At 70.4% G+C, this 25715-nt stretch carries 17 protein-coding genes and 1 tRNA gene; 10 read left to right on the forward strand and 8 right to left on the reverse strand.

Going from position 1 to position 25715, the window contains the following annotated elements; all coding sequences use genetic code 11:
- Positions 1-22: 22 nt before the first annotated feature.
- The 3 genes from mfd to ABZ725_RS16410 all read right to left on the reverse strand — a co-directional run bounded on the left by mfd (position 23) and on the right by ABZ725_RS16410 (position 7226).
- Positions 23-3580 (reverse strand): transcription-repair coupling factor, encoded by a 3558-nt coding sequence (gene mfd, locus ABZ725_RS16400; protein WP_358803342.1) that lies wholly within the window; start codon positions 3578-3580, stop codon positions 23-25.
- 281 nt (positions 3581-3861) lie between these two features.
- A complete protein-coding gene (locus ABZ725_RS16405; protein WP_358803343.1) occupies positions 3862-6441 on the reverse strand; it encodes an FtsX-like permease family protein in 2580 nt (859 codons plus the stop codon).
- Positions 6438-7226 carry an ABC transporter ATP-binding protein gene (locus ABZ725_RS16410; RefSeq protein ID WP_351918450.1) on the reverse strand — a complete coding sequence of 263 codons (789 nt, stop codon included), beginning with the start codon at positions 7224-7226 and terminating at the stop codon, positions 6438-6440. Before ABZ725_RS16410 ends, ABZ725_RS16405 begins: the two co-directional genes overlap by 4 nt.
- A gap of 435 nt (positions 7227-7661) precedes the next feature.
- Here ABZ725_RS16410 and ABZ725_RS16415 point away from each other — a divergent pair, with 435 nt between their 5' ends.
- Positions 7662-9179 carry an MFS transporter gene (locus ABZ725_RS16415; protein ID WP_358803344.1) on the forward strand — a complete coding sequence of 506 codons (1518 nt, stop codon included), beginning with the start codon at positions 7662-7664 and terminating at the stop codon, positions 9177-9179.
- 52 nt (positions 9180-9231) lie between these two features.
- On the opposite strand, the gene ABZ725_RS16420 is transcribed toward ABZ725_RS16415, so the two are convergent.
- The 3 genes from ABZ725_RS16420 to ABZ725_RS16430 all read right to left on the reverse strand — a co-directional run bounded on the left by ABZ725_RS16420 (position 9232) and on the right by ABZ725_RS16430 (position 14176).
- Positions 9232-10116, reverse strand: coding sequence for a cellulose-binding protein (locus ABZ725_RS16420; RefSeq protein WP_358803345.1), 885 nt, complete (start codon positions 10114-10116; stop codon positions 9232-9234).
- Between the two features lie 239 nt (positions 10117-10355).
- Positions 10356-13163, reverse strand: coding sequence for an SUKH-4 family immunity protein (locus ABZ725_RS16425; RefSeq protein WP_358803346.1), 2808 nt, complete (start codon positions 13161-13163; stop codon positions 10356-10358).
- An 8-nt stretch (positions 13164-13171) separates the two neighbouring features.
- Entirely contained in the window at positions 13172-14176 is a 1005-nt protein-coding gene (locus ABZ725_RS16430) for an SMI1/KNR4 family protein (protein ID WP_358803347.1), read from the reverse strand.
- 306 nt (positions 14177-14482) lie between these two features.
- Here ABZ725_RS16430 and ABZ725_RS16435 point away from each other — a divergent pair, with 306 nt between their 5' ends.
- Entirely contained in the window at positions 14483-15076 is a 594-nt protein-coding gene (locus ABZ725_RS16435; RefSeq protein ID WP_358803348.1) for a YwqJ-related putative deaminase, read from the forward strand.
- Positions 15077-15167: 91 nt separating this feature from the next.
- On the forward strand, positions 15168-15662 hold the full coding sequence (locus ABZ725_RS16440; RefSeq protein ID WP_358803349.1) for an SUKH-3 domain-containing protein: 495 nt from the start codon (positions 15168-15170) through the stop codon (positions 15660-15662).
- A gap of 62 nt (positions 15663-15724) precedes the next feature.
- On the opposite strand, the gene ABZ725_RS16445 is transcribed toward ABZ725_RS16440, so the two are convergent.
- Positions 15725-17008 (reverse strand): histidine kinase, encoded by a 1284-nt coding sequence (locus ABZ725_RS16445; protein WP_358803350.1) that lies wholly within the window; start codon positions 17006-17008, stop codon positions 15725-15727.
- A 133-nt stretch (positions 17009-17141) separates the two neighbouring features.
- Between ABZ725_RS16445 and ABZ725_RS16450 the strand changes: the two genes are divergently transcribed.
- The 7 genes from ABZ725_RS16450 to ABZ725_RS16480 all read left to right on the forward strand — a co-directional run bounded on the left by ABZ725_RS16450 (position 17142) and on the right by ABZ725_RS16480 (position 22782).
- Positions 17142-18014, forward strand: a complete 873-nt coding sequence (locus ABZ725_RS16450) for a hypothetical protein (protein ID WP_358803351.1) — start codon at positions 17142-17144, stop codon at positions 18012-18014.
- Between the two features lie 6 nt (positions 18015-18020).
- Positions 18021-18091 (forward strand) — tRNA-Gln (locus ABZ725_RS16455).
- A 114-nt stretch (positions 18092-18205) separates the two neighbouring features.
- Positions 18206-19654, forward strand: coding sequence for a bifunctional UDP-N-acetylglucosamine diphosphorylase/glucosamine-1-phosphate N-acetyltransferase GlmU (gene glmU, locus ABZ725_RS16460; RefSeq protein ID WP_358803352.1), 1449 nt, complete (start codon positions 18206-18208; stop codon positions 19652-19654).
- Positions 19655-19791: 137 nt separating this feature from the next.
- Positions 19792-20766: a ribose-phosphate diphosphokinase gene (locus ABZ725_RS16465; protein ID WP_358803353.1), complete on the forward strand. Its 975-nt coding sequence runs from the start codon at positions 19792-19794 to the stop codon at positions 20764-20766.
- Positions 20767-20943: 177 nt separating this feature from the next.
- The gene (locus ABZ725_RS16470) at positions 20944-21528 is read left to right on the forward strand and encodes a 50S ribosomal protein L25/general stress protein Ctc (protein WP_358803354.1); all 585 of its coding nucleotides are present in this window, start codon (positions 20944-20946) and stop codon (positions 21526-21528) included.
- A 71-nt stretch (positions 21529-21599) separates the two neighbouring features.
- Complete coding sequence (gene pth / locus ABZ725_RS16475) at positions 21600-22202, forward strand: aminoacyl-tRNA hydrolase (RefSeq protein ID WP_358803355.1); 603 nt, start codon at positions 21600-21602, stop codon at positions 22200-22202.
- A 52-nt stretch (positions 22203-22254) separates the two neighbouring features.
- Positions 22255-22782 carry a hypothetical protein gene (locus tag ABZ725_RS16480; protein WP_358803356.1) on the forward strand — a complete coding sequence of 176 codons (528 nt, stop codon included), beginning with the start codon at positions 22255-22257 and terminating at the stop codon, positions 22780-22782.
- A 70-nt stretch (positions 22783-22852) separates the two neighbouring features.
- Here ABZ725_RS16480 and ppc read toward each other — a convergent pair whose 3' ends face one another.
- Positions 22853-25594 carry a phosphoenolpyruvate carboxylase gene (gene ppc / locus ABZ725_RS16485; RefSeq protein WP_358803357.1) on the reverse strand — a complete coding sequence of 914 codons (2742 nt, stop codon included), beginning with the start codon at positions 25592-25594 and terminating at the stop codon, positions 22853-22855.
- Between the last annotated feature and the right edge of the window lie 121 nt (positions 25595-25715).

Genomic DNA, 25715 nt, shown 5'->3' on the forward strand with positions numbered 1-25715 from the left:
ACCCCTACGACACTTACGGCGCCTACGACCCCAGCACCGTCGCCAGGAACTCGCCGACCCAGCCCAGCAGTTCCCGTCCGACCAGCGGTTTGCCGCCGACCCTCGTGGGCTTCGGGCGGGGCACGAGGATCTGGTGCGCGGCCGGCTTGATGACCGAACCGGGGTACACCCGCTTCAGGCGCAGCTCCTGCGACTCGCGCAACTCCACCGGCGCGAAGCGGATGTTGGCGCCCTGGAGCACGATCTCGCCGACGCCACACGCGCGTGCCAGCATCCGCAGGCCTGCCACCAGCAGCAGGTTCTCCACCGGTTCCGGCAACTTGCCGTAGCGGTCGACGAGTTCCTCGCGGACGGCCTTGACGTCGTCCTCCGAGTTGGCGGAGGCGATGGAACGGTAGGCCTGGAGCCTGAGCCGCTCACCGGGTGCGTAGTCGTGCGGGACGTGCGCGTCGACGGGCAGCTCGATCTTGACCTCGAGCGGCGGCTCCTCCTCGATCCCGCCGGTCTCCAGCTGACGCCGGTAGTCCGCGACGGCCTCGCCGACCATCCGGACGTACAGGTCGAAGCCGACGCCCGCGATATGGCCGGACTGCTCGCCGCCCAGGAGGTTGCCCGCGCCGCGGATCTCCAGGTCCTTCATCGCCACGTACATGCCCGCGCCCATCTCCGTGTGCTGGGCGATGGTCGCCAGACGCTCGTGGGCGGTCTCCGTGAGGGGCTTCTCCGGGGGGTAGAGGAAGTACGCGTAGCCGCGTTCCCTGCCTCGGCCCACCCGGCCGCGCAGCTGGTGCAGCTGGGACAGGCCGAAGGTGTCTCCGCGCTCCACGATCAGCGTGTTGGCGTTGGAGATGTCGATGCCGGACTCGACGATCGTCGTCGAGACGAGCACGTCGAACTTCTTCTCCCAGAAGTCGACGACGACCTGTTCCAGCGCGGTCTCGGACATCTGGCCGTGGGCGGTGGCGATGCGCGCCTCGGGCACGATCTCGCGCAGTCGCGCGGCCGCGCGGTCGATGGACTCGACCCGGTTGTGGATGTAGAAGACCTGGCCCTCGCGCAGCAGTTCGCGGCGGATGGCGGCGCCGATCTGCTTCTGCTCGTAGGGGCCGACGAAGGTGAGCACCGGGTGGCGCTCCTCCGGGGGCGTGGTGATCGTCGACATCTCGCGGATGCCCGTCACCGCCATCTCCAGGGTGCGCGGGATGGGGGTCGCGGACATCGTCAGGACGTCGACGTTCGCGCGGAGCTTCTTCAGCTGCTCCTTGTGCTCGACGCCGAAGCGCTGCTCCTCGTCGACGATGACCAGGCCGAGGTCCTTGAACTTGGTCTCGGAGGAGAACAGCCGGTGGGTGCCGATGACGACGTCCACGGAGCCCTCGCGCAGGCCCTCCAGGGTCGCCTTCGCCTCCGTGTCGGTCTGGAAGCGGGAGAGGGCCTTCACCTTCACCGGGAACTGCGCGTACCGCTCGCCGAACGTGCCGAAGTGCTGCTGCACAAGGAGGGTCGTCGGCACGAGGACGGCGACCTGCTTGCCGTCCTGGACGGCCTTGAAGGCGGCGCGGACCGCGATCTCCGTCTTGCCGTAGCCGACGTCGCCGCAGATCAGGCGGTCCATCGGGACCGTCTTCTCCATGTCGTCCTTGACCTCGGCGATGGTGGTGAGCTGGTCGGGCGTCTCCGCGTAGGGGAAGGCGTCCTCCAGCTCGCGCTGCCAGGGGGTGTCCGTGCCGAAGGCGTGCCCGGGGGCGGCCATCCGGGCCGAGTACAGCTTGATGAGGTCGGCGGCGATCTCCTTGACGGCCTTCTTGGCGCGCGCCTTGGTCTTCGTCCAGTCCGCGCCGCCGAGCCGGTGCAGGGTGGGGGCCTCGCCGCCGACGTACTTGGTGATCTGCTCCAGCTGGTCGGTGGGGATGTAGAGCCGGTCGCCGGGCTGGCCGCGCTTGGCGGGGGCGTACTCGACGACCAGGTACTCGCGCGTGGCGCCCTGGACCGTGCGCTGCACCATCTCGATGTAGCGGCCCACGCCGTGCTGCTCGTGGACGATGTAGTCGCCCGCTTCAAGGGTGAGCGGGTCGATGGTCTTCCGGCGACGCGCGGGCATGCGCGCGCCGTCCTTGCCGGCCGCCTTCTGGCCGGACAGATCGGTCTCGGTGAGGACGGCGAGGCGCAGCGTGTGGTCGACGAAGCCGTAGTCGATCGAGCCGCAGGACACATGTACCAGGGAGGGGCCGAGGTCGGTGAGGTCGGCGTCCAGCCGGGCGGCGACGCCCTCGCCGCCGAGCACCTCGACCGTGCGGGCCGCCGGGCCGTGCGCCTCGGTGACGAAGACGACGCGCCAGCCTTCGGCCAGCCAGCCCTTGGTGTCCGCGAGGGCCTTCGCGGTGTCGCCGCGGTAGGTCTCGGGGGCGTGCATGCCGAGCTTGAGGGTGTCGGCGGACCCCGCCGCGTCAGCGGCATGGGTGAACGACTCGTCCGCCGCGAACGGCGACACCGACCACCACATCATGTCCAGCTCGCGCGCGTGGTCGCGGACGTCCGCGATGGACCGCAGGGAGGCCGCGCCGACGTCGATGGGGGCGTCGCCGCCGCCGGCGGTGGCCGCCCAGGACGCCTGGAGGAACTCCTGCGAGGTCGCGACGAGGTCGGCGGCACGCGTGCGTACCCGCTCGGGATCGCAGACGACAGCCATCGCGTTCTTGGGCAGGACGTCGATCAGCAGCTCCATGTCGTCGACCAGCACCGGGGCCAGGGACTCCATGCCCTCGACCGCGATGCCCTCGCCGATCTTGCCGAGCAGCTCGCCCAGTTCGGGATGCTGCTCGGCGAGGGCACGCGCACGCGTGCGCACCTCTTCCGTCAACAGGAGTTCACGGCAGGGCGGGGCCCACAGGCCGTGGGCGGCGACCTCCAGGGAGCGCTGGTCGGCGACCTTGAAGTAGCGGATCTCCTCGACGTCGTCGCCCCAGAACTCGACGCGCAGGGGGTGTTCCTCGGTGGGCGGGAACACGTCCAGGATGCCGCCGCGCACGGCGAACTCGCCGCGCTTCTCGACGAGCTCCACGCGCGCGTAGGCGGCCGCGGCGAGGGCTTCGACGATCGCGTTCAGGTCGGCGCTCTGGCCGGTGCGCAGGGCCACCGGTTCCAGGTCGCCGAGGCCCTTGACCTGCGGCTGGAGCACCGAGCGGACCGGCGCGACGACCACCGAGACCGGGCCGGTCTCCGGGTCGTCGGGGCGCGGGTGGGCGAGGCGGCGCAGGACGGCGAGGCGGCGGCCGACGGTGTCGCTGCGGGGGCTGAGGCGCTCGTGCGGGAGCGTCTCCCAGGAGGGGTACTCCACGACGCCGTCCGGTGGGAGCAGCGAGCGCAGGGCGGCGGCCAGGTCCTCGGCCTCGCGGCCGGTGGCGGTGACGGCGAGGACCGTGCGGGCGCTCTCGCGGGCCAGGGCGGCGATCGCGAAGGGGCGGGCCGCCGGGGGACCGACCAGGTCGACGTGCATGCGGTTGCCGTCTGCGGCCGCGGGGATCGCTTCCGCGAGGGCGGTGTCCTTGACGACGGCGTCGAGCAGACCGTGCAGGCTCATGGAGGGCTGTTCCGTCCGAGGGGTCGGGGGCGGGGCTTGTTGCTGGCAACGCGAAGGGCCCGACGCGTGTCACGGGCCGGGGGTGTCCAGGGTACGACGGGGCGGTGCGGTTCGCCGGGGGCTGTGGACAACCCCGGGGGCGGTGGGGGTCCGGGCCGGGGGTCCGGGCCGGACCCCCACCGCCCCCGGGGTCGGGGTCCGGGCCGGCGCACACAACTGGCCCGGCACCGAGAAGACCCCCGTCCTTCTCGATGCCGGGCCGTTGCCCCCGTGGGCTGTGGTCAGTCCGTCGCGATCGCGTTCAGCACGTTCATGCGGCCCGCGCGGAACGCCGGGATCAGTGCCGCGAACAGGCCCACGAACGCGGAGCCGATGAACACGCCGATGATCGTCGGCCACGGGATGTCCAGGACGTCCAGGCCCTGCAGGGCGAGGAGTTGCTGGGCGGTGGCGCCCCAGCCCATGCCCAGGCCGAGGCCCAGCAGGGCGCCGAAGAGGGCGATGACGACCGACTCCATGCGGATCATGCGGCGCAGCTGACGGCGGGACAGGCCGATCGCCCGCATCAGGCCGATCTCCCTGGTGCGCTCCACCACCGACAGGGCCAGGGTGTTCACCACGCCCAGGACCGCGACGATGATCGCGAGGGCGAGCAGGCCGTAGATCAGGTTCAGCAGCTGGCCGATCTGGTCCTTGAGCTCCTGCTTGTAGTCGGTCTGGTCGCGGACCGTGTACTGCGGGTAGTCGTGCAGCGCGGCCTTGACCGACTTGTACGCGGCGTCCTGCTGCCCCTCCTTCGCGGTCGCGAAGACCAGCTGGTCCAGCGGCAGCTTGTCGGCCGGGACGTACTTCTTGAGGGTGTCGATGGAGGTGTACATCGCGTGCTGGTCGATGACGACGTCGCTGCTGGTGATCGCGCGGACCGTCAGCCGTGCGGTGGAGCCGTCCCGGAAGGCCACGGAGATCTTGGAGCCGAGGCTGATCTTGTGGTCCTTGGCGAACTTCTCGTGGACGGACATCGAGTCGGGCTTGTAGGCGTCGGCGAGGTTGCCGGCGACCGTCTCGGTGCGCAGGTCGGTCGCGTAGGTCGGGTCGGCGGCGGTGATGGCCGTCTTGTCGAGGGTCTTGCCGTCGGGGGTGGTGAAGTCGGCCTCGGTCGGCTTGTACTCGGTGACCTGCGCCAGTTCCGGTGTCGACTTGATGGCCTGCACCGCCTGCGGGGTCATGAGCTGGCCGCTGTCGCTCTGGATGATGAAGTCCGTGCCGACGCTTTTGTCGAGCTCTTCCGTGGCCGAGGCGACCATGGAGGAGCCGACCACCGACAGACAGGCGACCAGCGCGAGGCCGATCATCAGGGCCGCGCCCGTGGCGCCGGTCCGGCGCGGGTTGCGCAGCGCGTTGCGCTCCGCCATCCGTCCGACGGGTCCGAAGGCCCGCAGGACGAGCGCGCCCAGCACCCGGACCACCGCGCCCGCCAGCAGCGGGCCTATCACGACGAAGCCGATCAGGCTGAGCACCACGCCCAGGCCGAGCCAGAGCGAGCCCTCGGCGGCCTTGTCGGCGGTGGAGGCGAGGTAGAGGCCGAAGACGCCGCCGCCGGTCAGCAGCAGGCCGAGGACGGCCCGTACGGCGCCGGCCTTGGCGTCGGCCGGGGCGCCCGCGTCGCGCAGCGCGGCCATCGGGGAGACCTTGCCGGCGCGGCGGGCCGGGAGGTAGGCCGCCAGCACGGTGACGACGATGCCGAGGACCATGCCGACCACCGGGGTGGTCCAGGCGACCGTCAGATCGTCCGTGGAGAGGTTCATGCCGGTCAGGCTCATGAGCTTCATCAGGCCGATCGCGATGCCGACGCCCGCGCCGACGCCGAGGACCGAGCCGACCACGCCCAGGAGCAGGGCCTCCACGAGAACCGACCGGTTGACCTGCTTGCGGCTGGAGCCGATGGCCCGCATCAGGCCGATCTCGCGGGTGCGCTGGGCGACCAGCATCGAGAAGGTGTTGATGATCAGGAAGATGCCGACGAGGAAGGCGATCCCGGCGAAGCCGAGCATCGCGTACTTCATGACGTCCAGGAAGCTGCCCACGTCCGCGCGGTTGGCGTCGGCGGTCTCCTTGGCGGTCTGCACCTTGTAGTCGGCGCCGATCTCGGCCGCGACGTTCTTCTTCAGCTGCGCGTCGCTCACCCCGGACGCGGCCGTGACGTTCACGTTCGTGAAGACGTCCGGCTGGCCGACCAGTGCCTCCTGGGCGGTCCTCGTGTCCAGGTAGAAGATCGCGGCGCCGGGGTTGGTGACCTGGAAGGCGGCGATGCCGGAGATCTTCGCGGTGTGCGTGCCGATCGCGCTGATCACGCCGATCTCGTCGCCGAGCTTCAGGTGATGCTTGTCGGCGGTGTCCTCGTCCACCATGATCTGGTCGGAGCCCTTGGGGGCCGCGCCCTCGGTGATCTTCATGGTGCGGGCGTCGTTGCCGTTCCAGCTGCCGACGATGGTGGGCGCGCCGCTGGACGGCGACAGGCTGTCCTTGTCGGCGTCGACGACGGTCACGGAGGTCGAGAAGACGGTCCCCTCCGCCGACTTCACCCCTTGCGCCTTGCGCACCTCGTCGAGCACGGAGGCCTGCATGACCGGCGGCTTGCCGTTCTCGGAGGTCGTCTCACCGGTGTCCGAGGCGCCCTTCGCGCTCACCGTCACATCGGAGGAGGTGGCGGCGAAGAGCTTGTCGAACGTCGTGTTCATCGTGTCGGTGAACACCAGCGTCCCGCAGACGAACGCCACCGACAGCAGGACCGCCACGGCCGACAGGGCCATCCGTCCCTTGTGCGCGAAGAAGTTGCGCATGGAGGTCTTCATGACGGTCATGACGTACGCCCCCGCGCGTCGAAGTCCTTCATCCGGTCGAGGACGGTCTCGGCGGTCGGCTTGAACATCTCGTCGACGATCCGGCCGTCCGCGAGATACAGCACGCGGTCCGCGTAGGAGGCCGCCACCGGGTCGTGCGTGACCATGACGATGGTCTGGCCCAGGTCGTCCACCGAGCGGCGCAGGAAGCCCAGCACCTCGGCGCCCGCGCGCGAGTCGAGGTTTCCGGTCGGCTCGTCCCCGAAGATGATCTCCGGGCGGGCGGCGAGGGCCCGGGCCACGGCGACGCGCTGCTGCTGACCGCCCGAGAGCTGGGTGGGACGGTGCTTGAGCCGGTCGCTGAGGCCGACGGTCTCCACCACCTGGTTCAGCCAGCCCTTGTCCGGCTTACGGCCGGCGATGTCCATGGGCAGCGTGATGTTCTCTATCGCGTTCAGCGTGGGCAGCAGGTTGAACGCCTGGAAGATGAAGCCGATCCGGTCCCGGCGCAGCTTCGTGAGCTTCTTGTCCTTCAGCCCGGTGATCTCGGTCTCGTCGAGGTAGATCTCCCCGGACGTGACGGTGTCGAGACCGGCGAGGCAGTGCATGAGCGTGGACTTGCCGGACCCCGAGGGGCCCATGATCGCGGTGAACTGGCCGCGGGCGATGTCCACGTCGACGTGGTCGAGGGCGACGACACGGGTCTCGCCGGACCCGTACGCCTTGACGACCTGCCGCGCCCGCGCGGCGACGGCCGTACGCCCTCCAGTGCCCCCGTGCCTGGGAATGGTCACAGCCGAAGTCACGGTAAATCTCCTCAGTAGAAGGTCAGAAGCTTTCAGAAGCTGCATAGCGAGAAGCGCTACGCCGAAGAGTCTGTCGGCGGGAGGGGGTCCCGCGCGCTGGTGCTCGGGCCCGTCTTCCAGGGGGGTTAACCCCACCCCCCGCCGGTGCGTCTGCCGCCCCCCAGCGGCATAAAGCCAGGTTAAGGAGCGACCTGGGGCCTTCTCCTCCTCCGACGGTACGAACCCTCCCCCAGCCGCAGTACGGAGGGACCCCTAGGGGCCGTCCACCGTCAGGTGGAGGCGCTCTCGGGGTCGTGTCCACCCTTCGACCCGGTCAGGCTCCACCCTCCCGCGACGTGAGGGTCAAGTGGGAAGCTGAGTTCCGGCAGTTGCATGCAAGGGGCACGGAACACGGGACGACGGAACATCTGACGGAACATCTGGGGAGGGGCATCCGTGGGGGACACCAGACCTGCGCTACGCGGGACCGCGCAGCCGACGCAGACGCACAAGCGGGGAGCGGTCGTCGCCGCGCTCATGCTCGCCATGGCGCTGGCCGCGCTCGACTCCACCATCGTCTCCACGGCCGTCCCGCAGATCGTCGGTGACCTGGGCGGGTTCTCCGTCTTCTCCTGGCTGTTCTCCGGCTACCTGCTCGCCGTCACCGTCACCCTGCCGGTGTACGGCAAGCTCTCCGACACCTTCGGCCGCAAGCCTGTGCTGGTCGCCGGAGCCGTCCTCTTCCTGCTCGGCTCGCTGCTGTGCGCGCTCGCCTGGAACATGGGGGCGCTCATCGCGTTCCGCATCGTGCAGGGCCTGGGCGGCGGGGCGTTGCAGGGCACCGTGCAGACGCTCGCCGCCGACCTGTACCCGCTGAAGGAGCGCCCGAAGATCCAGGCGAAGCTGTCCACGGTGTGGGCGCTCTCCGCGGTCGCCGGGCCCGGGCTGGGCGGGGTGCTGGCCGCCTACGCGGACTGGCGCTGGATCTTCCTCGTCAACCTGCCCATCGGGGCGGTCGCGTTGTGGCTGATCGTCCGTCATCTGCACGAGCCGCAGCGGGAGTCGGACGGAGGGGCGGAAGGAAAATCGCGGGTACGCGCGCGTGTCGACTGGGCCGGCGCGCTGGCGGTGTTCGCGTGCGGCGGGGTGCTGCTGACCGCGCTGGTGCAGGGCGGGGTGGCCTGGCCGTGGCTGTCGGGACCGTCGCTCGCGCTGTTCGCCGCGGGTCTGGCGCTGGCCGGCCTCGTCGTCGTCATCGAACGCCGGGCCGCGGAGCCGATCATCCCCGGCTGGGTGTGGCGCCGCCGGACGATCGCCGCGGTCAACCTCGCGCTCGGCGCGCTGGGCCTGCTGATGGTGGCCCCGACGGTGTTCCTGCCGACCTACGCCCAGGCGGTCCTGGGGCTGGGACCGGTCACCGCCGGCTTCGTCCTCTCCGTGTGGACGCTGAGCTGGCCGCTCTCCGCCGCCCTCAGCCAGCACGTCTACCGGCGCATCGGCTTCCGCGACACCGCGCTGCTCGGCATCGGCACGGCGACGCTGATCCTGCTCGCGTTCCCGTTCCTGCCCTATCCCGGCCAGGCCTGGCAGCCGACCCTGCTGATGCTGCTGCTCGGCGGCGCGCTGGGCCTGTTCCAACTCCCGCTGCTCGTCGGCGTGCAGTCGACGGTCGGCTGGTCGGAACGCGGGACGACGACCGCGTCCGTGCTGTTCTGCCGGCAGACGGGCCAGACGATCGGCGCGTCGGTGTTCGGCGCGGTCGCCAACGGGGTGCTGGCCGCCCGCCTGGGCGGAGCGGGCGACCTGGACTCGCTCGCCCGCGACCTGGACACCGGCACCGCCGCCGAGGCGACCCGCCGGGCGGTCGCCGACGCCGTGCACGCGGTGTACCTGGGCGCGTCGTGCGCGGCGGCCGTGGCATTCGTCGTCCTGCTGACCCTGGCCCCACGCCGCTTCCCGGTACGAACGGAGTGAGCAACCGGGACCGCCGGGCCCGACCGGCGGCCCCGGTGGGCGGCCCGACCGGCTACTCGACCGCTCGGCCCGTGAGTGCGGTCAGGCTGTTGCGTACGTGGTCCATGTGGGCCTGTACGTCGTCCCAGCGCTCGCCGTGCTCCCGCAGGACCCGTTCCGTCTCCCGCGCGGCGTGCTCCTCCCGGGCGCGTGCCTCGGCCAGGAGTTCGGCGGCACGCGCGTGTGCGTCCTCCTGGCCCCGGCGGGCCGACTCCTCGGCCTCGGCGAACGCCTGCTTCGCCGCGGACAGCGCCGCCTCGGCCCGGGTCACCGACCGGGCGTACTGCGCGTCGAGCGCCGCGGACCGTTCGGCCGCCTCGCGCTCGGCCGCCGTCCACCGCTCGGCATGCTCCTTGTCCTGCTCGGCGAGCATCCCGGTGGTGCGCTGCCGCACCTCGCGCAGGGCGGCCAGCGCCTCGCCGCGATACTCCTTCACCTCGCGGCGGGCGCCGACCCGGACCTCGTCGGCCTCGGCGCGCGCCGCGAGCAGTCGCTGACGGGCGCGTTCCTCGGCCTCCGCGCGGAGCGTGTCCGCCTCCTCCTGCGCCTCCCTGCGCACGCTGAGGGCGCACGTCTCGGCCTGCGCAACCTGCTCTCGCGCTTCACCCCGCGCGTTCTCGCGGACGTCCGCCGCCTCCTCCAGCACGAGCTGGAGAATGCGCCGTGCACGCTCCCCCAGGCACTCGTACGTCTGCGGCGCGAGCTGTGTCACGACCTCGCGCAACTGCTCGACCTCCGCCTCCATGCGCTTGGCGAGGACGGTGAGCCGGGCGGCCCGCTCCCACGCGGCGTCCCGGTCGGCGCAGAGCGCGACGGTGTACGCCTCGACCTGTTCGGGCCGGTAACCGCGGCGGCGAACGGTCACGAACCCCGGCGGTGCCACCGATGCGCTGCTCATCCTTGAAAACCCCTCGCCATCAGACGGACACGACATGATGATTTCGCGCATATCTTGATGGATCGGGTGTAAGTGTTCATAACGCGACACTCCGCGCACAGGACACGGTCAACCCAGAACAGGGATTGATCGCATGTCGATCGCACCCTGAACACAGAAGGGGCCGGGCCCGATCTTCCGACCGGGCCCGGCCCCTTCCCCTTCGCCTGAGCGACCTCAGCGACCTCAGCGACCGCCCGTCACAGCAGCCCGTCCCACATCTGCTCCAGCAGCACCGACCACCAGCTCTCCGGCGAACCGAGCGCCGCCGGGTCGAGCGAGACCAACTGGGCCTGGAAGTCGACGGTCCAACGACCCGCCTGCTCCTGGTTCAGACCGAACCGCAGCCGCCACATCCGCCCCAGCAACGCCAGGCAGCGCGCGAACTCCGGCAGCCCCGTGTTCACGAACTGCGGCGGCACGGGCGCCCCGCCCGGCCCCGCCTCCACCGGCACGGCGACGATGTTCGCCGTCCCGTACTGCACACAGATCGCCTTGCCGAAGTCACTGCCCATGACGAGGTACGACCCCGCGTCCGAAGCCGGCTGCACACCCCGCTCCGCCGCCAGCTCGGCCAGCGTCGGCACGGCCCGCCCCGGCTGGGCCTGCGCCCAGAAGAACGGCCCCATGTCCGCGGGCAGGCCCGCCACCACCAGCGTGTGCGCCACCACCGGCGGCACACCCTGCCGCGACACCGCCGCCTGCTCGAACCGGAACACCGACGGCCCGAACACCGCGGCCAGCTCCTGCCCGATCGCCTCCGGCGGAACCGGCGGCGCCGACTGCACCTGCGGCAACGGCGCCCGAACCGGCGCCGGACGCGCCGGCCCGTCCGCCACCTGGTGCAACTCGCCCTGGTGCGCCAGCAACTGCTGCATGCCCTGCTGCCGACTCGCGTGATCCGTGCCGTACGGCGCGATGCTCGTGATCCGCGCCTGCGGCCACTGCTCCCGGATCATCCGCGCACAGTACGCACCCGGCAGCTCACACGACTCCAGCTCCGTGTGCAGCTCCAGCACCTGGTCCGGCGGCACGTTCATCGCCCGCAGCTCGTGGAAGATCTGCCACTCCGGGTGCGGCGTCCCCGGCGCCGAACGCCGGATCAGCTGCTGCTCCGAACCGTCCTGCGCCCGATAGCGCAACACGGCCTGATAGCCCGGACCGACCGTCGGCAACCCCTGCTGCTGCGGATACCCGTACGCCGGCGGCTGCCCCGGCACCGGCCCACCCGGCGGCGGCATCGCACCCGGCGGCATCGGGGGCTGGGGAGCACCCGGAGCCATACCGGGAGCGCCCGGGAAACCAGGAGCACCTGGAACACCGGGGGCCTGCGGCGGCGGAGGCGCGCCCGGGCCGCCCGCCGGGGGCCCGGCCAGCATCGTCTGCGCATGGTGGACGGCGCCCTGCGCGCCCCCCACCGAACCGTGCACGCCCTGCACGCCGGGCGCGCCAGGCCCGCCCGGGGCTCCCGGAACACCAGGGGCACCCGGCGCTTGAGGTGCACCGGGAGCGCCCGGCATCCCCGGAGCACCCGGCGCGTGAGGCACACCCGGAGCACCCGGAGCCTGCGGCGCGCCACCCGTTCCCGGACCGCCCGGTCCACCCTGACCGCCCGGACCGCCCGGTCCCATCCGGCCGGGATCGGCGAACATGGTCGCGGCATGGTGAACGCCACCGGGAGGCGTGCCCCCGGGCGGGTTCGGCCCAGCAGGCGCACCCGGACCCGCCGGAACACCCGGCCCGTCAGGCCCCAGGGCCGACACAAGCTGTGTAGGCACGTAACCGCCCGCCGGAGTACCCGGCGCCCCCGGCCCGGAAGGCGGCGGCGGAGGCGTGCCGCCCGGCCGCGCGCCCGGAGTCCCCGGCGCACCCGGCGGAGGCGGCGGCACGGCCCCTCCCCCTCGGTTACGACGCGGAGGCGGCGCAGCCTTGCTGGTCGCGGCGTCGGCGATGTCACCGGCGTTCGGCGCGAGCGGCCGCGACGGCGCACCCGGACCGGCCGGCGGCGCCGAAGCAGCAGCGCCCTGCGGATAGCCGTACGACGCCCCGACCGCCCCGACCGCCCCGGACGGACCGGACGGCGAAGGCGGCGGAGTCGGAGCAGCCGGCGGAGTCGGAGCAGGCGTAGGCGGCGGAGTCGGCTGAGGCCGCGCCCCCTGCGGCACGGGCGCACCCGTCCCGTCGAGCGCGGGCGCGACCGCGGTCGGCGGAAGCTGGCTGCCACCGGACATCAGCGCCGTCTTGGCGTCCGGCGCCGCCGTCGGCGGTCCCGACTCGTCGTCGGAGCCGCTCAGCGGCGGCGCGAACACGGTCGCGGGCAGCGGCACGGAACGGTCGTCACCGGAGTCGCCGTTGGTGTCCGTCCCCGCCCACGGAGTCGCCCCCAGCGGCGCCGCGGGCGCGACCGGCACCCCGCCCTGCGTCTCGGGCAACCCACTCCCCGGCACCCCGGCCTGCGTCCGAGGCAGCGAAGGATCACCACCGGGCACGCCCCCACCGGCGGCGGACCCCACCCCCGAACCCGCACCCACTCTCGAACCAGAACCAGAACCCGGACCAGAACCCGCAGCCGGACCCGGACCCGCACCCGCAGCGGCCGCCCCGTTCCCCGAACCAGCCCCCTGCCGGCCCTCGATGCCCAACCTGTCCGCCGCCTCCTGCAACCACTCCGGCGGCGACAACAGGAACGACGTCTGATTCAGATCCACCCGCGCCGCCGGCGCCGGCGCCGCGTCGGCAGGGGCCTCCGGACGGCCGTACTCCTCCTCGTACCGGCGGATCACCTCGCCCACCGGCACCGAAGGCCACAGCGTGGCCTCCCCGCTGTCCCGGGCGATCACCAGCCGATGCGCACCGCCGTCCGACCGCGGCCCCTCCGCACGGTCCTCGGCCCACACCACGAACCCGAGCTCGAACTCCCGCACCCGCACCTCACGATGCTGGTACGCCGGCACATCCCCGTTGATCCACTCTTCGGCGCGCTCCTGCGCCTGCGCGAACGTCACCATCGGTCAGCTCACTCCCCCGCGCCCGCGGACGACCCGGACGACACCGGAACCGACCGCGCGAAACCGCCGTCCACCATCAGATTCGCCACCGTCTCCAACTCCGGCGGATTACCCGCCAACCGCGACAGGAAGACGTCGAAATCCTCACCGCACGGCAGCAACAACCGCTCCATACGCTCGGCCGACGACCAGCCCGGATCCACGTCCCGCACATCGTCGTACGAGCAGAACCACACCGAACCGGCACGCTCACCGCGCACCTTCACGGCCAGCAACCCGCCCTGCACGAACGCGACGCCCAGATAGTCCTTCGTCAGATGGTCACGCAGGCACTTGTTCACATACACCAGGTCGTTCACGGCGGCCTCGTCCCGCACCGTGAAGAACGGCTGGTCCACCAGCAGCCCCAGCTCCGCGACCAACGCCGCGCCCACCGGCGCACAACCGCCCGCCGCCTTCACGAACGACCGATACGCACCCGGCAGCCGATACCCGAGGTCCTCCTCGACCCCCTGCACCTGCTGCTCCGTCACCGCCACACCCGACTTCGGCAGCCCGAAATGCGCCGGACGCGTCTCCTGCAACGGCCGCGTCCCGCGCTTCGACTGATCCACGACAGCCGTCGACACACCACCGTGATGCCGCAGCAACGCCTTCACCTCGACCGGAACCAGCTCCAGCCGCCGCGAACCCACCACGTGATGCCACGTCCAGCCGTGCGGAGTCGCCACCGCCGGCACCGTGTCCCACAGCTCGTGACCCGAAGCCGCCAGCGCCGCGTTCGCCGACACGTAGTCCGTCAACCGCAGCTCGTCCACGCCGAAACCCTCCGGCGGATCCGCGATCTCCGCGACCGCGCGCGCATACGGCGAGAAAACCGGGTAGCCCCGCTCGTCCACCCGCACACCTCTCGGGTGCCGTGCCGCCCGGACCGGATCCGGGAAATGCACGACCTGCCCGGCATAGGCCGCATTCGGCGGCGCGGCTTGCTGCCCGAGCCGACTCGTCGTCATGGCGGTTGCCCCCTGCGGCACTCTGTACGGCCCGCAGCGGCCGGTTCCGCTTCCGGTCCCGACCCACCACGCCCGTATCGACTGTCTCCAACAATCTCCAACGCGCGTCAACCGCGCGCCCACGGTGGCGACAGCCTATGCGGTACGACGACGACGGTCACCGGGCCTCCGGTTCCGTGACCAGCCGTCACCCCGCCGTGACAGCCCGCCCAAACCCGGGCGTGTCGCACCGCCCCAGCTTCCGCACCCGCCACGCCGTTTGGCACCCTGTGACCTCCGGGGGATGCACGGGAGGGGAAAACGATCATGAACGCGACGCAGACGGGGCCACACACCAGCAGGTCCAACGACCTGTACAACGCCCACCCGGGCGACCACCACGCAGGCGACCACGCCACCGCGGACCACGGCACCGGCCGATCCGGCGACCCCCGCATCGGCTGGTCCGCCACCGAAGCCACCCACACCCCCACCCTCCGCCACCGCCGCGACGGCATACTGCCCACCGTCGCCGCCGCCCTCTCCGTCCGCGGCGCCACCCTCACCGGCACCGCCGCCCGAGGCGACCAACCCCCGCCGCTGCACCCCCTCGTCCAGGACTTCCTCGACACCCTCACCAGCGCCCAACGCGACCGCTTCACCGGCCGCTGCGCCGAAGCACTCCTCATCTCCCGCCACATCGCCGCCGCCGACGCCGACCGCAGCAGACGCGCCGCCCGCCGCCCCATGACCAACGGCGAAGCCCGCAAGACCCTCAAACAAGCCAAACTCACCACCCGCCACATCCGCGAGGACGGCGACCCCCTCCACGGCAGCTTCGCCACCCCCTGCCGCGCCTGCACCGCCCTCAGCGACCACTTCGGCGTCCGCATCGTCGACCCGGCCACGACAACCGCCTGACCCACCCGACACCGGGCACCGGGCACCCGACACAAGACACAAGTCACAAAACACGCAGCACCAGGCACACAGCACGACGAACGAAGGGCAGATGCACCCCGACCGCACCTCCACCACGCGCTTCCCCGTACCCGTCGACGCCGCCCTGCGCGCCGCCGGCTGGCAACCCGGACGCTGGGACATCAAACAAGCCGAGATCTGGGCCGACACCCTCCGCGAACACACCTCACCCGCCGGCCACCGCCACGCCGTCTTCCCCGCCGCCGTCGAAGCCTGGGCCGAATTCGGCGGACTCACCATCACCCCCACCGGCCCCGGCCGCCAGGTCGCCCCCAGCACCGTCCACCTCGACCCCCTCCACGGCCTCCACATGGCCCGCACCCTCGCCGACCTCGGCCGCGCCCTCGACACCGACGTCGCCCCCCTCGGCACCGAGACCGACACCCACTCCCTCCTCGCCGTCGACGCCGAAGGCCGCGTCTACGCCCTCGACCACACCGGCGACTGGTACCTCGGCCCCGACATCGACCAGGCCCTCGGCGCCCTCACCTCCGGCATCGAACCCATACGCCTCACCGCAGGCTGAGCCACCCCCACGGGCCCCCTCCACGGGTCCCCCACCGGCCCCTGCGCGGGCCTCCACAGGCTCTACGACGCCGGAATCACCGCCGACACCCGAAACCCCCCCGCCTCCGTCGGCCCCGACACAAACACCCCACCCAACGCCACCACCCGCTCCTTCATCCCCACCAACCCGTTCCCCCCCGACGGCAACCCCGCCGACGACGCCGACCCCACCTCCGCCGGCGGCCCGTTCTCCACCTGCATCGCGATCTCCCCCACCCGATGCGCCAACCGCACATGCGTCTTCGCCCCCGCCGCATGCTTGTGGACGTTCGTCAACGCCTCCTGCACCACCCGATACGCCGTCTGCTCGATCTCCCCCACATACGCCCGCACCTCCCCGTCCACCGACAACTCCACCACCATCCCCGCAGCCGCCGACTGCCCCACCAACTCATCCAGATCCGCCAGACACGGCCCCTCACCCTCGTCCACCACCACCGCGGCCACCACCGCCAACGGCACCGAAGCCGCCGCCCGCTCCCGCGCACCACCACTGCGCAACACCCCGAGCATCTCCCGCAACTCGGTCAACGCCTGCCGCCCCATGTCCCCCACCAACACCGCATTGCGCACGGCCTTCTCAGGATCCTTCCGCGCCACAGCCTGCAACGCCGCCGCATGCACCACCATCAGACTCACCCGATGCGCGACGACGTCATGCATCTCCCGCGCGATCCGCGTCCGCTCCTCGTTACGCGCCCACTCCGCCCGCTCCTCCGCCCGCTCCGCGAGCAACTGCAGCTCCCGCTCCAGACTGTCCGCCCGCTCCCGCAGACTCTCCATGAGCCGCCGCCGGGCGCCGACATACATCCCGAGCAGCAACGGAGGCGCGGTCAGCCCCAACGACGTCGTGATCGCAGCGAACGGAACGAACCAGTCCCCCAGGGTCAAAGTCCCCCGGTTCATGCTCTGCCGCACCTGCACGAACGTCACGATCAACGTCCCCACCAGCTGCATCCCCGCCAACGACGCGATGATCCGCCGCGGCAGCTCGGACGCCGCCAGCGTGTACAGCCCGACGATCCCCATCAGGAACCCCATCTGGGCCGGCGTGATCGCGATCGCCACCAGTACCACAGCGATGGGCCACTGCCGCCGCACCACCAACACGGAACCGGCGACCAAACCGAACACGACTCCCGCCGCCACCGGCACCCCGGCGTCCCGCGCGAACTCGACCCCCTCCACCGCACACTCCACGGCGGACACGAGCCCCAGACTCCAGTCGAACGCCGCGCTGCGCCACCTGGCCCACCACAGCGGCCCTCCCCGGGCCGCGGTGTCCTCTTCCCCCGTCGTGGTCATGCCTCCAGCCTACGGGCGCGAGCCCCGCCTTTTCCGGCGACTTTCACCGACCGAATACCCCCGATATCACTCGAACTGGTGAACCATGCCCGTTCGAGCCCGGAACCTGGCATTCCGCCCGGACGGTATGCGTATGACACATGCATCCGGCAAGTACGCGGACTTCGAGGCACTACGAGAGCAGGCGGTCGCCTTGCGGCGGGCGGGCTTGAGCCTTCGGCAGATCCGGGACGAGCTCCAGGTCCACAACAAGGAGACCCTGCAGCGCCTCGTCGAGGGCGAGCCACCCCCGGAATGGACGAAACGCCCACGAGCGAAGGACGACCTCCGCGAGAGGGCGCGGGAGCTACGACAGCAGGGCTGGACGTACAACCAGATCCAGGCGGAACTGGGGTGCTCGAAGAGTTCGGTGTCGCTCTGGGTGCGGGACCTACCGCACCCGGAGCCCAAGTGCACGCCGGAAGAACAACGAGAGCGCATGAACGCGGGACTTGCGCGACTTCGAGCCTCTCGCGAGCAAGAACGCGAGGCTACGAAGTGGGAGGCGGCGGCAGCCATCGGGACGCTCTCGGATCGCGAACTGTTCCTCACCGGCGTTGCTCTCTACTGGGCAGAGGGCACCAAGGACAAACCGCACGCTCGCCGCGAGAGTGTGGAGTTCGTCAACAGCGACCCCGGAATGATCACTGTCTTCCTCGCCTGGCTGGACCGTCTCGAGGTAAGCCGGGACCGACTCCACTGCCGCGTCATGATTCACGAGTCCGCGGACGTCGCCGCGGCCGAGCGCTACTGGTCCGACCTCGTCGGCATCGACAGGTCAGCCATGGGCAAGACCATCCTCAAGAAGCACAACCCGACGACCGTGCGCAAGAACACGGGAGACAACTACAAAGGGTGTCTCGGCATCAAAGTGCGGCGAGGAGCCGATCTGTACCGTCGCATTGAGGGGGCCTGGTACGGCATAGTAGGGGCTGTCCGTCCGGACGACCTATCGAACCGGACATAAGGGCGATCCCGGGTCGTCTAAGGGCAGGACAGCGTCTTTTGGTGTCGCTTATGGAGGTTCGAATCCTTCCCCGGGAGCCCAAGTGAAGGCGGGCCCTGACAGCACTGTCAGGGCCCGCTCTCATGTCGCCCAAGAAACGCCCCGGTATCCTTCGGATGTCCCCACCTCTCCACAGCCGAAGGGCAACTTCCGTGAGCGCCAATCGCCCGGCAGCCGTCGTCGTACTCGCAGCGGGTGAGGGAACCCGTATGAAGTCGGCCATACCGAAGGTCCTGCATGAGATCTCCGGCCGCTCCCTCGTGGGTCATGTGCTGGCCGCCGCCGGCGAGTTGGACCCCGAGAACCTGGTCGTCGTCGTCGGGCACGCGCGGGAGAAGGTCACCGCGCATCTGAACGAGATCGACCCGCACGTACGCACCGCCGTGCAGGCGGAGCAGAACGGCACCGGGCACGCCGTCCGGATGGGGCTGGAGGCGCTCGGCGGGAGCGTGGACGGGACCGTGGTCGTCGTGTGCGGCGACACCCCCCTGCTCACCGGTGCGACCCTCGCGCAGCTCGCCGCCACGCACCAGGGCGACGGGAACGCGGTCACCGTGCTGACCGCCGAGGTGCCGGACGCGACCGGGTACGGCCGGATCGTGCGGGACGGGGCGAGCGGTGCCGTGACGGCGATCGTCGAGCACAAGGACGCGACCGAGGCGGAGCGGGCGATCCGGGAGATCAACTCCGGGGTGTTCGCGTTCGACGGGCAGTTGCTGGCGGACGCGCTGAAGAAGGTGCGGACGGACAACAGTCAGGGTGAGGAGTACCTCACGGATGTGCTCGGCATCCTGCGTGAGGGCGGTCACCGCGTGGGCGCCTCGGTGGCTGCCGATCACCGTGAGATCGCCGGCATCAACAACCGTGTGCAGCTCAGTGAGGCGCGTCGGATTCTCAATGATCGGCTGCTGACGGCCGCCATGCTGTCGGGTGTGACGGTCATCGACCCGGCGACGACCTGGGTGGACGTGACGGTCACGTTCGAGCAGGACGCCGTCGTGCACCCGGGCACGCAGCTGCACGGTGCCACGCACCTCGGGGAGGGTGCGGAGGTGGGTCCGAACAGTCGGCTGAAGGACACGACGGTCGGTGCGGGGGCCCGGGTCGACAACACGGTTTCGGACAGTGCGCAGATCGGTGCGCACGCGACTGTCGGGCCGTATGCGTATCTGCGTCCCGGTACGCGGCTGGGTGCGAAGGGCAAGATCGGCACGTACGTGGAGACGAAGAACGCCGCCATCGGCGAGGGCACGAAGGTGCCGCACCTCTCCTACGTCGGTGACGCGACGATCGGCGAGTACACCAACATCGGTGCGGCGAGCGTGTTCGTCAACTACGACGGACAGGACAAACACCACACCACCATCGGGTCGCACTGCCGGACGGGTTCCGACAACATGTTTGTGGCTCCTGTCACGGTCGGGGACGGCGCGTACACCGCCGCCGGGTCCGTGATCACGAAGGATGTGCCGCCCGGTTCGCTGGCCGTGGCCCGTGGTCAGCAGCGGAATATCGAGGGCTGGGTGGCTCGTAAGCGTCCGGGCAGTGCGGCGGCGAAGGCTGCCGAGACTGCCTCCGGCCAGGTGGAAAGCGAAGGCTGACCGAAAACAGGTGCGGCAAAGACGGCGTACCGTGATAAGTGCACACCCGCACCCCACCAGCTGAGACGGCTCTGTCGCGCCCAGCGGCGAGCGGTCGCTCGACACCCAGCTGAGACACCCTCTGAGGAGACAGTGCTGTGACCGGGATCAAGACGACCGGCGAGAAGAAGATGATGTTCTTCTCCGGCCGCGCCCACCCCGAGCTTGCCGAGGAGGTCGCCCACCAGCTGGGTGTCGGGGTTGTCCCGACGAAGGCCTTCGACTTCGCCAATGGTGAGATCTACGTCCGTTACCAGGAGTCGGCGCGTGGTGCCGACTGCTTTGTGATCCAGAGCCACACGGCTCCGATCAATCAGTGGATCATGGAGCAGTTGATCATGATCGATGCGCTGAAGCGGGCTTCGGCGCGTTCGATCACGGTGATCGTGCCGTTCTACGGTTATGCGCGGCAGGACAAGAAGCACCGTGGTCGTGAGCCGATCTCGGCGCGGCTGATCGCGGACCTGATGAAGACGGCGGGTGCGCACCGGATCCTGACCGTGGATCTGCACACGGATCAGATCCAGGGTTTCTTCGACGGTCCGGTGGATCATCTGTTCGCGTTGCCGCTGTTGGCGGACTACGTGGGTGCGAAGGTGGACCGGTCGAAGCTGACGGTGGTCTCTCCGGACGCCGGCCGGGTGCGGGTCGCGGACCGTTGGTGCGACCGGTTGGGCGCGCCGCTGGCGATCGTGCACAAGCGGCGTGACAAGGACGTGGCGAACCAGGTGACGGTCCACGAGGTCGTGGGCGAGGTCAAGGGTCGGGTCTGTGTCCTGGTGGACGACATGATCGACACGGGTGGCACGATCTGTGCCGCTGCCGACGCGTTGTTCGCGCATGGTGCGGAGGACGTGATCGTGACGGCGACGCACGGTGTGCTGTCGGGTCCGGCGGCGGATCGGCTGAAGGCGTCTCGGGTGAGCGAGTTCGTGTTCACGAACACGTTGCCGACGCCGGGTGAGCTGGCGGTGGACAAGATCACGGTGTTGTCGATCGCGCCGACGATCGCGAACGCGGTGCGTGAGGTGTTCGAGGACGGTTCGGTGACGAGCCTGTTCGACGAGCAGTGACGGTTCTCGTCTAGATCGATTTCCGGTACGGCCTTCCCGCTGCGTAAACTGCGACAGTTGCTCGGCGAGGGAGGCCGTACACGTGTGTGTACGGCGGTCCGTTATCGACGCGCTCTTCGTAGCAGGCCGATGGTTTGGCCGGGTGACCACCTTTCCCCAGTTCTACGAGGAGTGAACATGGCCGAGGTCAAGCTCGCCGCCGAGACCCGTACCGAGTTCGGCAAGGGCGCTGCCCGCCGTATCCGTCGTGCCAGCAAGGTTCCCGCCGTGGTGTACGGCCACGGTGTCGACCCGCTGCACATCACGCTGCCGGGTCACGACCTGCAGCTCGCCCTGCGTACCCCGAACGTTCTGCTGAGCCTGGAGATCGAGGGCAAGTCCCAGCTGGCGATCCCGAAGGCCGTGCAGCGCGACGCGATCAAGGGCTTCCTGGACCACGTCGACCTCCTGCTCGTGAAGCGTGGCGAGAAGGTCAACGTCGAGGTCTATGTCCACACCGAGGGTGAGCTGGCTCCGGGTGCCTTCCTGCTGGAGCACGTGCTGAGCACGCTGACGGTCGAGGCCGAGGCCACGCACATCCCCGAGTCGGTCACCGTCTCGATCGCGGGCCTGGAGGCCGGTGCGGCCATCCTCGCCAAGGACATCCCGCTGCCCGAGGGCACCACGCTGGCGATCGACGAGGACGCGGTCGTCCTGCAGGTCCTGGCCGCTCAGGCGGAGGAGGCTCCGGCCGAGTCCGAGGCCGAGGCCACCGAGGCCTGATTCCCCGGCATCTCATCCCGTCGGCCGCCGCTTCCTCCGGGAGGCGGCGGCCTACGTGCACTCAAGGAGATATGGACGTGACGACGGACGCCAATGAGCCCTGGCTGATCGTGGGCCTGGGCAATCCCGGCCCCGAGTACGCGATGAACCGGCACAACGTCGGTTTCATGGTGGCCGATCTGCTGGCGGAGCGGATGGGTGGGAGGTTCAAGCGGGCGGGGAAGGCTCAGGCGCAGGTCGTCGAGGGTCGGATCGGTCCGCCGGGGGTGGGGAGTCGGCGGGTGGTGCTGGCGAAGCCGATGTCGTTCATGAACCTGTCGGGTGGTCCGGTGAACGCGTTGCGGGAGTTCTACAAGGTGCCGGTGGCGAACATCGTGGCGGTGCACGATGAGCTGGACATCGATTACGGGGTGCTGCGGTTGAAGTTGGGCGGCGGGGACAACGGGCACAACGGTCTGAAGTCGATGACGAAGGCGATGGGTGCGGAGTACCACCGGGTGCGGTTCGGGATCGGGCGGCCGCCGGGGCGGATGCAGGTGGCGGATTTCGTGCTGAAGGATTTCGCGTCGGCGGAGCGCAAGGAGCTGGACTACTTCGTGGACCGGGCGGCGGACGGGGCGGAGGCGTTGGTGCTGGAGGGGCTGGAGCGGGCGCAAAGCACCTACAACTCCTGACTTGTCCGGCTGGGAGCGTCGCTGAGGTTGACGGGTCGTTCGGGCATGGCCAATGATCCCGGCCATGCCTGCCACAGCTGTCCGTTCCCACCGTCGCCGCGGGAGGACCTCCCGGAAGGGTTCCGTCGTCGCGTTGCGTTATGGGCGGCTTGCGGCGATGGGTGCGCTCGCGGTGCTGATTCTGGTCGCGGGGGTGTGGGGTTCCTGGGGTGCGGCGCAGCACGTGATGCTGACGAAGGGGCGGGAGCGGGGCACGGTCGAGGTGACGCGGTGTGGTGCGCGGATGTGTGCGGGGCCGTATGCGCCGTTGTCGGCGGGGTCGACGGCTCGGGCGCGTGTGGAGATCGAGAAGTCGGTGGCGGTGCGGAGGGGGCAGAGGTACGCGGTGGTGTTGAAGCCGGGCGGCGCTGAGGCGGTGCGGTCGGGTCCGGCGGGTGTGTTGTATGCGTGGGTGCCGTTCGGTGGGGCGTTGTTGCTGGCGTCGGTGGTGGTGGCGGGTGGTCTGGGTCGGGTGCGGGTGGGGTGGGTGTTGGCGGGGTCCGGGGTTGCGTTGTTGACGGCGGCGTTTGTGGCGATCTGAGGTCGGCGACGACGGAAGGGCGCCTCCGAGTTCCTTCGAGCTCGGGGGCGCCCTTCGTCATGTGTGCAGGTCAGCCGGTGTTGCGTAGGCCTGCTGCGACGCCGTTGACGGTGAGGAGGAGGGCGCGGGCGAGGAGGGGGTCGGGTTCGGCGCCGGCGGCGGCTGCGTCGCGCTGGCGCTTGAGGAGGGTGACCTGGAGGTAGGAGATGGGGTCGAGGTAGGCGTCGCGGATGGTGAAGGTCTGCTTGAGGACGGGGGTGGCGTCGAGCAGTTCGCTCTCGCCGGTGACCTTGAGGACTTCGGTGACGGTGAGGGCGTGTTCGGCCTTGATGCGGTCGAAGACGTGCTTCAGGTCGTCGGGGACCAGGGAGTCGACGTAGTGCTGGGCGATCCGCAGGTCGGTCTTGGCGAGGGTCATCTCGACGTTGGAGATGAAGTTGCGGAAGAAGTGCCACTGCTCGTGCATCTCGTCGAGCACGGTGTCGAGGCCGGCTTCGCGCAGTGCCTTGAGGCCGGAGCCGACGCCGTACCAGCCGGGGACGATCTGGCGGGACTGGGTCCAGCCGAAGACCCAGGGGATGGCGCGCAGGCCGTCGAGGGAGACGCCCGAGCCGGGGCGGCGGGAGGGCCGCGAGCCCAGGTGCAGGTCGGCGAGCTGGTCGACCGGTGTGGAGGCGAGGAAGTACGTCGGCAGGTCGGGGTCCTCGACGAGTTCGCGGTAGGCCGCGTGGGCCGCGTCCGAGACGACGTCCATGGCGGCGTCCCAGCGGGCGAGGGCTTCGTCGGACTGGCGGGGGGCGGTGTGCAGGGCGGAGGCCTGGAGGGTGGCGGCGACGGTGAGTTCCAGGTTTTCCCTGGCGAGGGAGGGGATGAGGTACTTGTCGGAGATGACCTCGCCCTGTTCGGTGACCTTGATCTCGCCTTCGAGGGTGCCCCAGGGCTGGGCGAGGATGGCGTCGTGGGAGGGGCCGCCGCCGCGGCCGACGGTGCCGCCGCGGCCGTGGAAGAGGCGCAGGCGGACGCCGTAGCGGTGGGCGACGTCGCGCAGTCGGCGCTGGGCGCGGTGGATCTCCCACTGGCTGGTGGTGATGCCGCCGAACTTGGAGGAGTCGGAGTAGCCGAGCATGACTTCCTGGACGTCGCCGCGCAGCGCGACGAGGCGCCGGTAGGACGGGTCGGAGAGCATGTCCTCGAGGATGGTGTCGGCGGCCTTGAGCTCGTCGGTGGTCTCCAGGAGCGGGACGATGCCGATCTTGGCCCAGCCGGCGTGGAGGTCGATGAGTCCGGCTTCGCGGGCGAGGACGGCTGCGGCGAAGACGTCGTCGGCGCCCTGGCACATCGAGATGATGTACGACTCGATGACTTCGGGTCCGAAGACGGCGAGGGCGCGCTTGATCGTGCCGAACACGCCGAGGGTCTTTTCGCCGGCTGCGTCGACGGGTGCCGGGGTGGGGGCGAGGGGCCTGCGTGAGCGCAGTTCCTTGGCGAGCAGCTTGGTCCGGTAGTCGCGGGGCATGTCCGCGTATCGCCAGGACTCCTCACCGAGGCGGTCGAACAGTTGACCGAGGGCGTGGTGGTGGGCGTCGGCGTGTTCGCGGACGTCCATCGTGGCGAGCTGGAGGCCGAAGGCGGCGAGGGTGCGCAGGGTGCGGTTCATCCGGCCGTCGGCGAAGAGGCCGCCGCGGTGTTCGCGCAGGGAGGTCTGGATGAGCGTGAGGTCGGCCAGCAGCTGGCTCGTGCCGAGGTAGTCGCGGCCGGGCTGGTGCGGGGTGCCCTTGGCGAGGCGCTGCTTGGTGTTCTCGAGCTTCTGCCGGATGCAGGTGGCCTTGAGGCGGTAGGGCTCTTCGGCGTTGAGGCGCTTGTAGCGGGGGCTGATCTCGGGGAGTCGTTCGAGGTCGCTCTTCAGCGACTCCAGGAGTTCCTCGGTGGCGCCGGTGTAGCGGATGGAGTTCGACAGGAAGCCGCGCAGTTCGTCGATGGTCTCCAGGGCGTCGTTGATGCCGTGTTCGTGCTGGAGGATGAGGACGTCCCAGGTCACCTGGGGGGTGACGTTGGGGTTGCCGTCGCGGTCGCCGCCGATCCAGGTGCCGAAGGTGAGGGGGCGGGTGTCCTCGGGGAGCTTGACGCCGACGCGCTCGAGTTCGGCGGTGAGGTCCTCCAGGACGTCTCCGACGGCGCCCGCGTGGAGTTCGTCGAGGTAGTAGATGGCGTTGCGGGCCTCGTCGGCGGGTTCGGGACGCACGACGCGGAGTTCGTCCGTCTGCCATACGAGGTCGATGTTCTCCGCCAGGCGGGTGTCGTAGCGGCGGCGGTCGGACTCGATGACCGGGGTCTCCAGGAGCGCGGCGATGCGCCGGAGCTTGTTGAGTACCGACCGGCGTGCGGCTTCGGTGGGGTGCGCCGTGAAGACGGGGCGGACGTTGAGGTGGCGGACCGTCTGCTGGACGTGTTCGGGGTCGGCGTCCTTGAGGCGGTCGGCGGTGCGGGCGAGGAGGCCGCCTTCGGCGGCGCGGCGCTCGCGCAGTTCGCGGCCGCGGTGGACCTGTTCGGTGACGTTGGCGAGGTGGAAGTAGGTGGAGAAGGCGCGGACCAGCTTGGCCGCGGTCTCCAGTTCGATGCCGCGCAGCAGTTCGGCGGCGGCTTCGCCGTCCTCTCGGGTCAGGCGGCGGACCTTCTCGACGAGGTCGAGGAGTTCGGGGCCTTCCTGCCGGACCAGGGTCTCGCCCAGAAGGTCACCCAGTCGGCGGATGTCGGCGCGCAGCTCTGGGCTGGTCGTCGTGGTGGCCTGGCCATGGTCGTCGGCACTGCTCACAGGTGCGGCTCCTTGCAGTGTTGAAGCTCGTCCGGGAGGGAACTAAACAGAGCGGACCGCGCTGTCCGACCGTCTCCAAGGATAGGTGTCCGTGGAGACGCGCAGGTTGGCGGGCTCTTGC

Source organism: Streptomyces sp. NPDC006872, from assembly GCF_040635845.1.
In the GTDB taxonomy this organism is placed as follows: domain Bacteria; phylum Actinomycetota; class Actinomycetes; order Streptomycetales; family Streptomycetaceae; genus Streptomyces.

Excerpts from the sequence above, each read along its gene's own strand:
- ABZ725_RS16435 (WP_358803348.1), top strand. The coding sequence starts at position 14,483 with ATGAACGCGACGCAGACGGGGCCACACACCAGCAGGTCCAACGACCTG.
- ABZ725_RS16450 (WP_358803351.1), top strand. The coding sequence starts at position 17,142 with ATGACACATGCATCCGGCAAGTACGCGGACTTCGAGGCACTACGAGAG.
- ABZ725_RS16430 (WP_358803347.1), bottom strand. The coding sequence starts at position 14,176 with ATGACGACGAGTCGGCTCGGGCAGCAAGCCGCGCCGCCGAATGCGGCC.
- ABZ725_RS16470 (WP_358803354.1), top strand. The coding sequence starts at position 20,944 with ATGGCCGAGGTCAAGCTCGCCGCCGAGACCCGTACCGAGTTCGGCAAG.
- ABZ725_RS16440 (WP_358803349.1), top strand. The coding sequence starts at position 15,168 with ATGCACCCCGACCGCACCTCCACCACGCGCTTCCCCGTACCCGTCGAC.
- mfd (WP_358803342.1), bottom strand. The coding sequence starts at position 3,580 with ATGAGCCTGCACGGTCTGCTCGACGCCGTCGTCAAGGACACCGCCCTC.
- ABZ725_RS16480 (WP_358803356.1), top strand. The coding sequence starts at position 22,255 with ATGATCCCGGCCATGCCTGCCACAGCTGTCCGTTCCCACCGTCGCCGC.
- ABZ725_RS16445 (WP_358803350.1), bottom strand. The coding sequence starts at position 17,008 with ATGACCACGACGGGGGAAGAGGACACCGCGGCCCGGGGAGGGCCGCTG.
- pth (WP_358803355.1), top strand. The coding sequence starts at position 21,600 with ATGGACGTGACGACGGACGCCAATGAGCCCTGGCTGATCGTGGGCCTG.
- ABZ725_RS16425 (WP_358803346.1), bottom strand. The coding sequence starts at position 13,163 with ATGGTGACGTTCGCGCAGGCGCAGGAGCGCGCCGAAGAGTGGATCAAC.
- ABZ725_RS16405 (WP_358803343.1), bottom strand. The coding sequence starts at position 6,441 with ATGACCGTCATGAAGACCTCCATGCGCAACTTCTTCGCGCACAAGGGA.
- ABZ725_RS16420 (WP_358803345.1), bottom strand. The coding sequence starts at position 10,116 with ATGAGCAGCGCATCGGTGGCACCGCCGGGGTTCGTGACCGTTCGCCGC.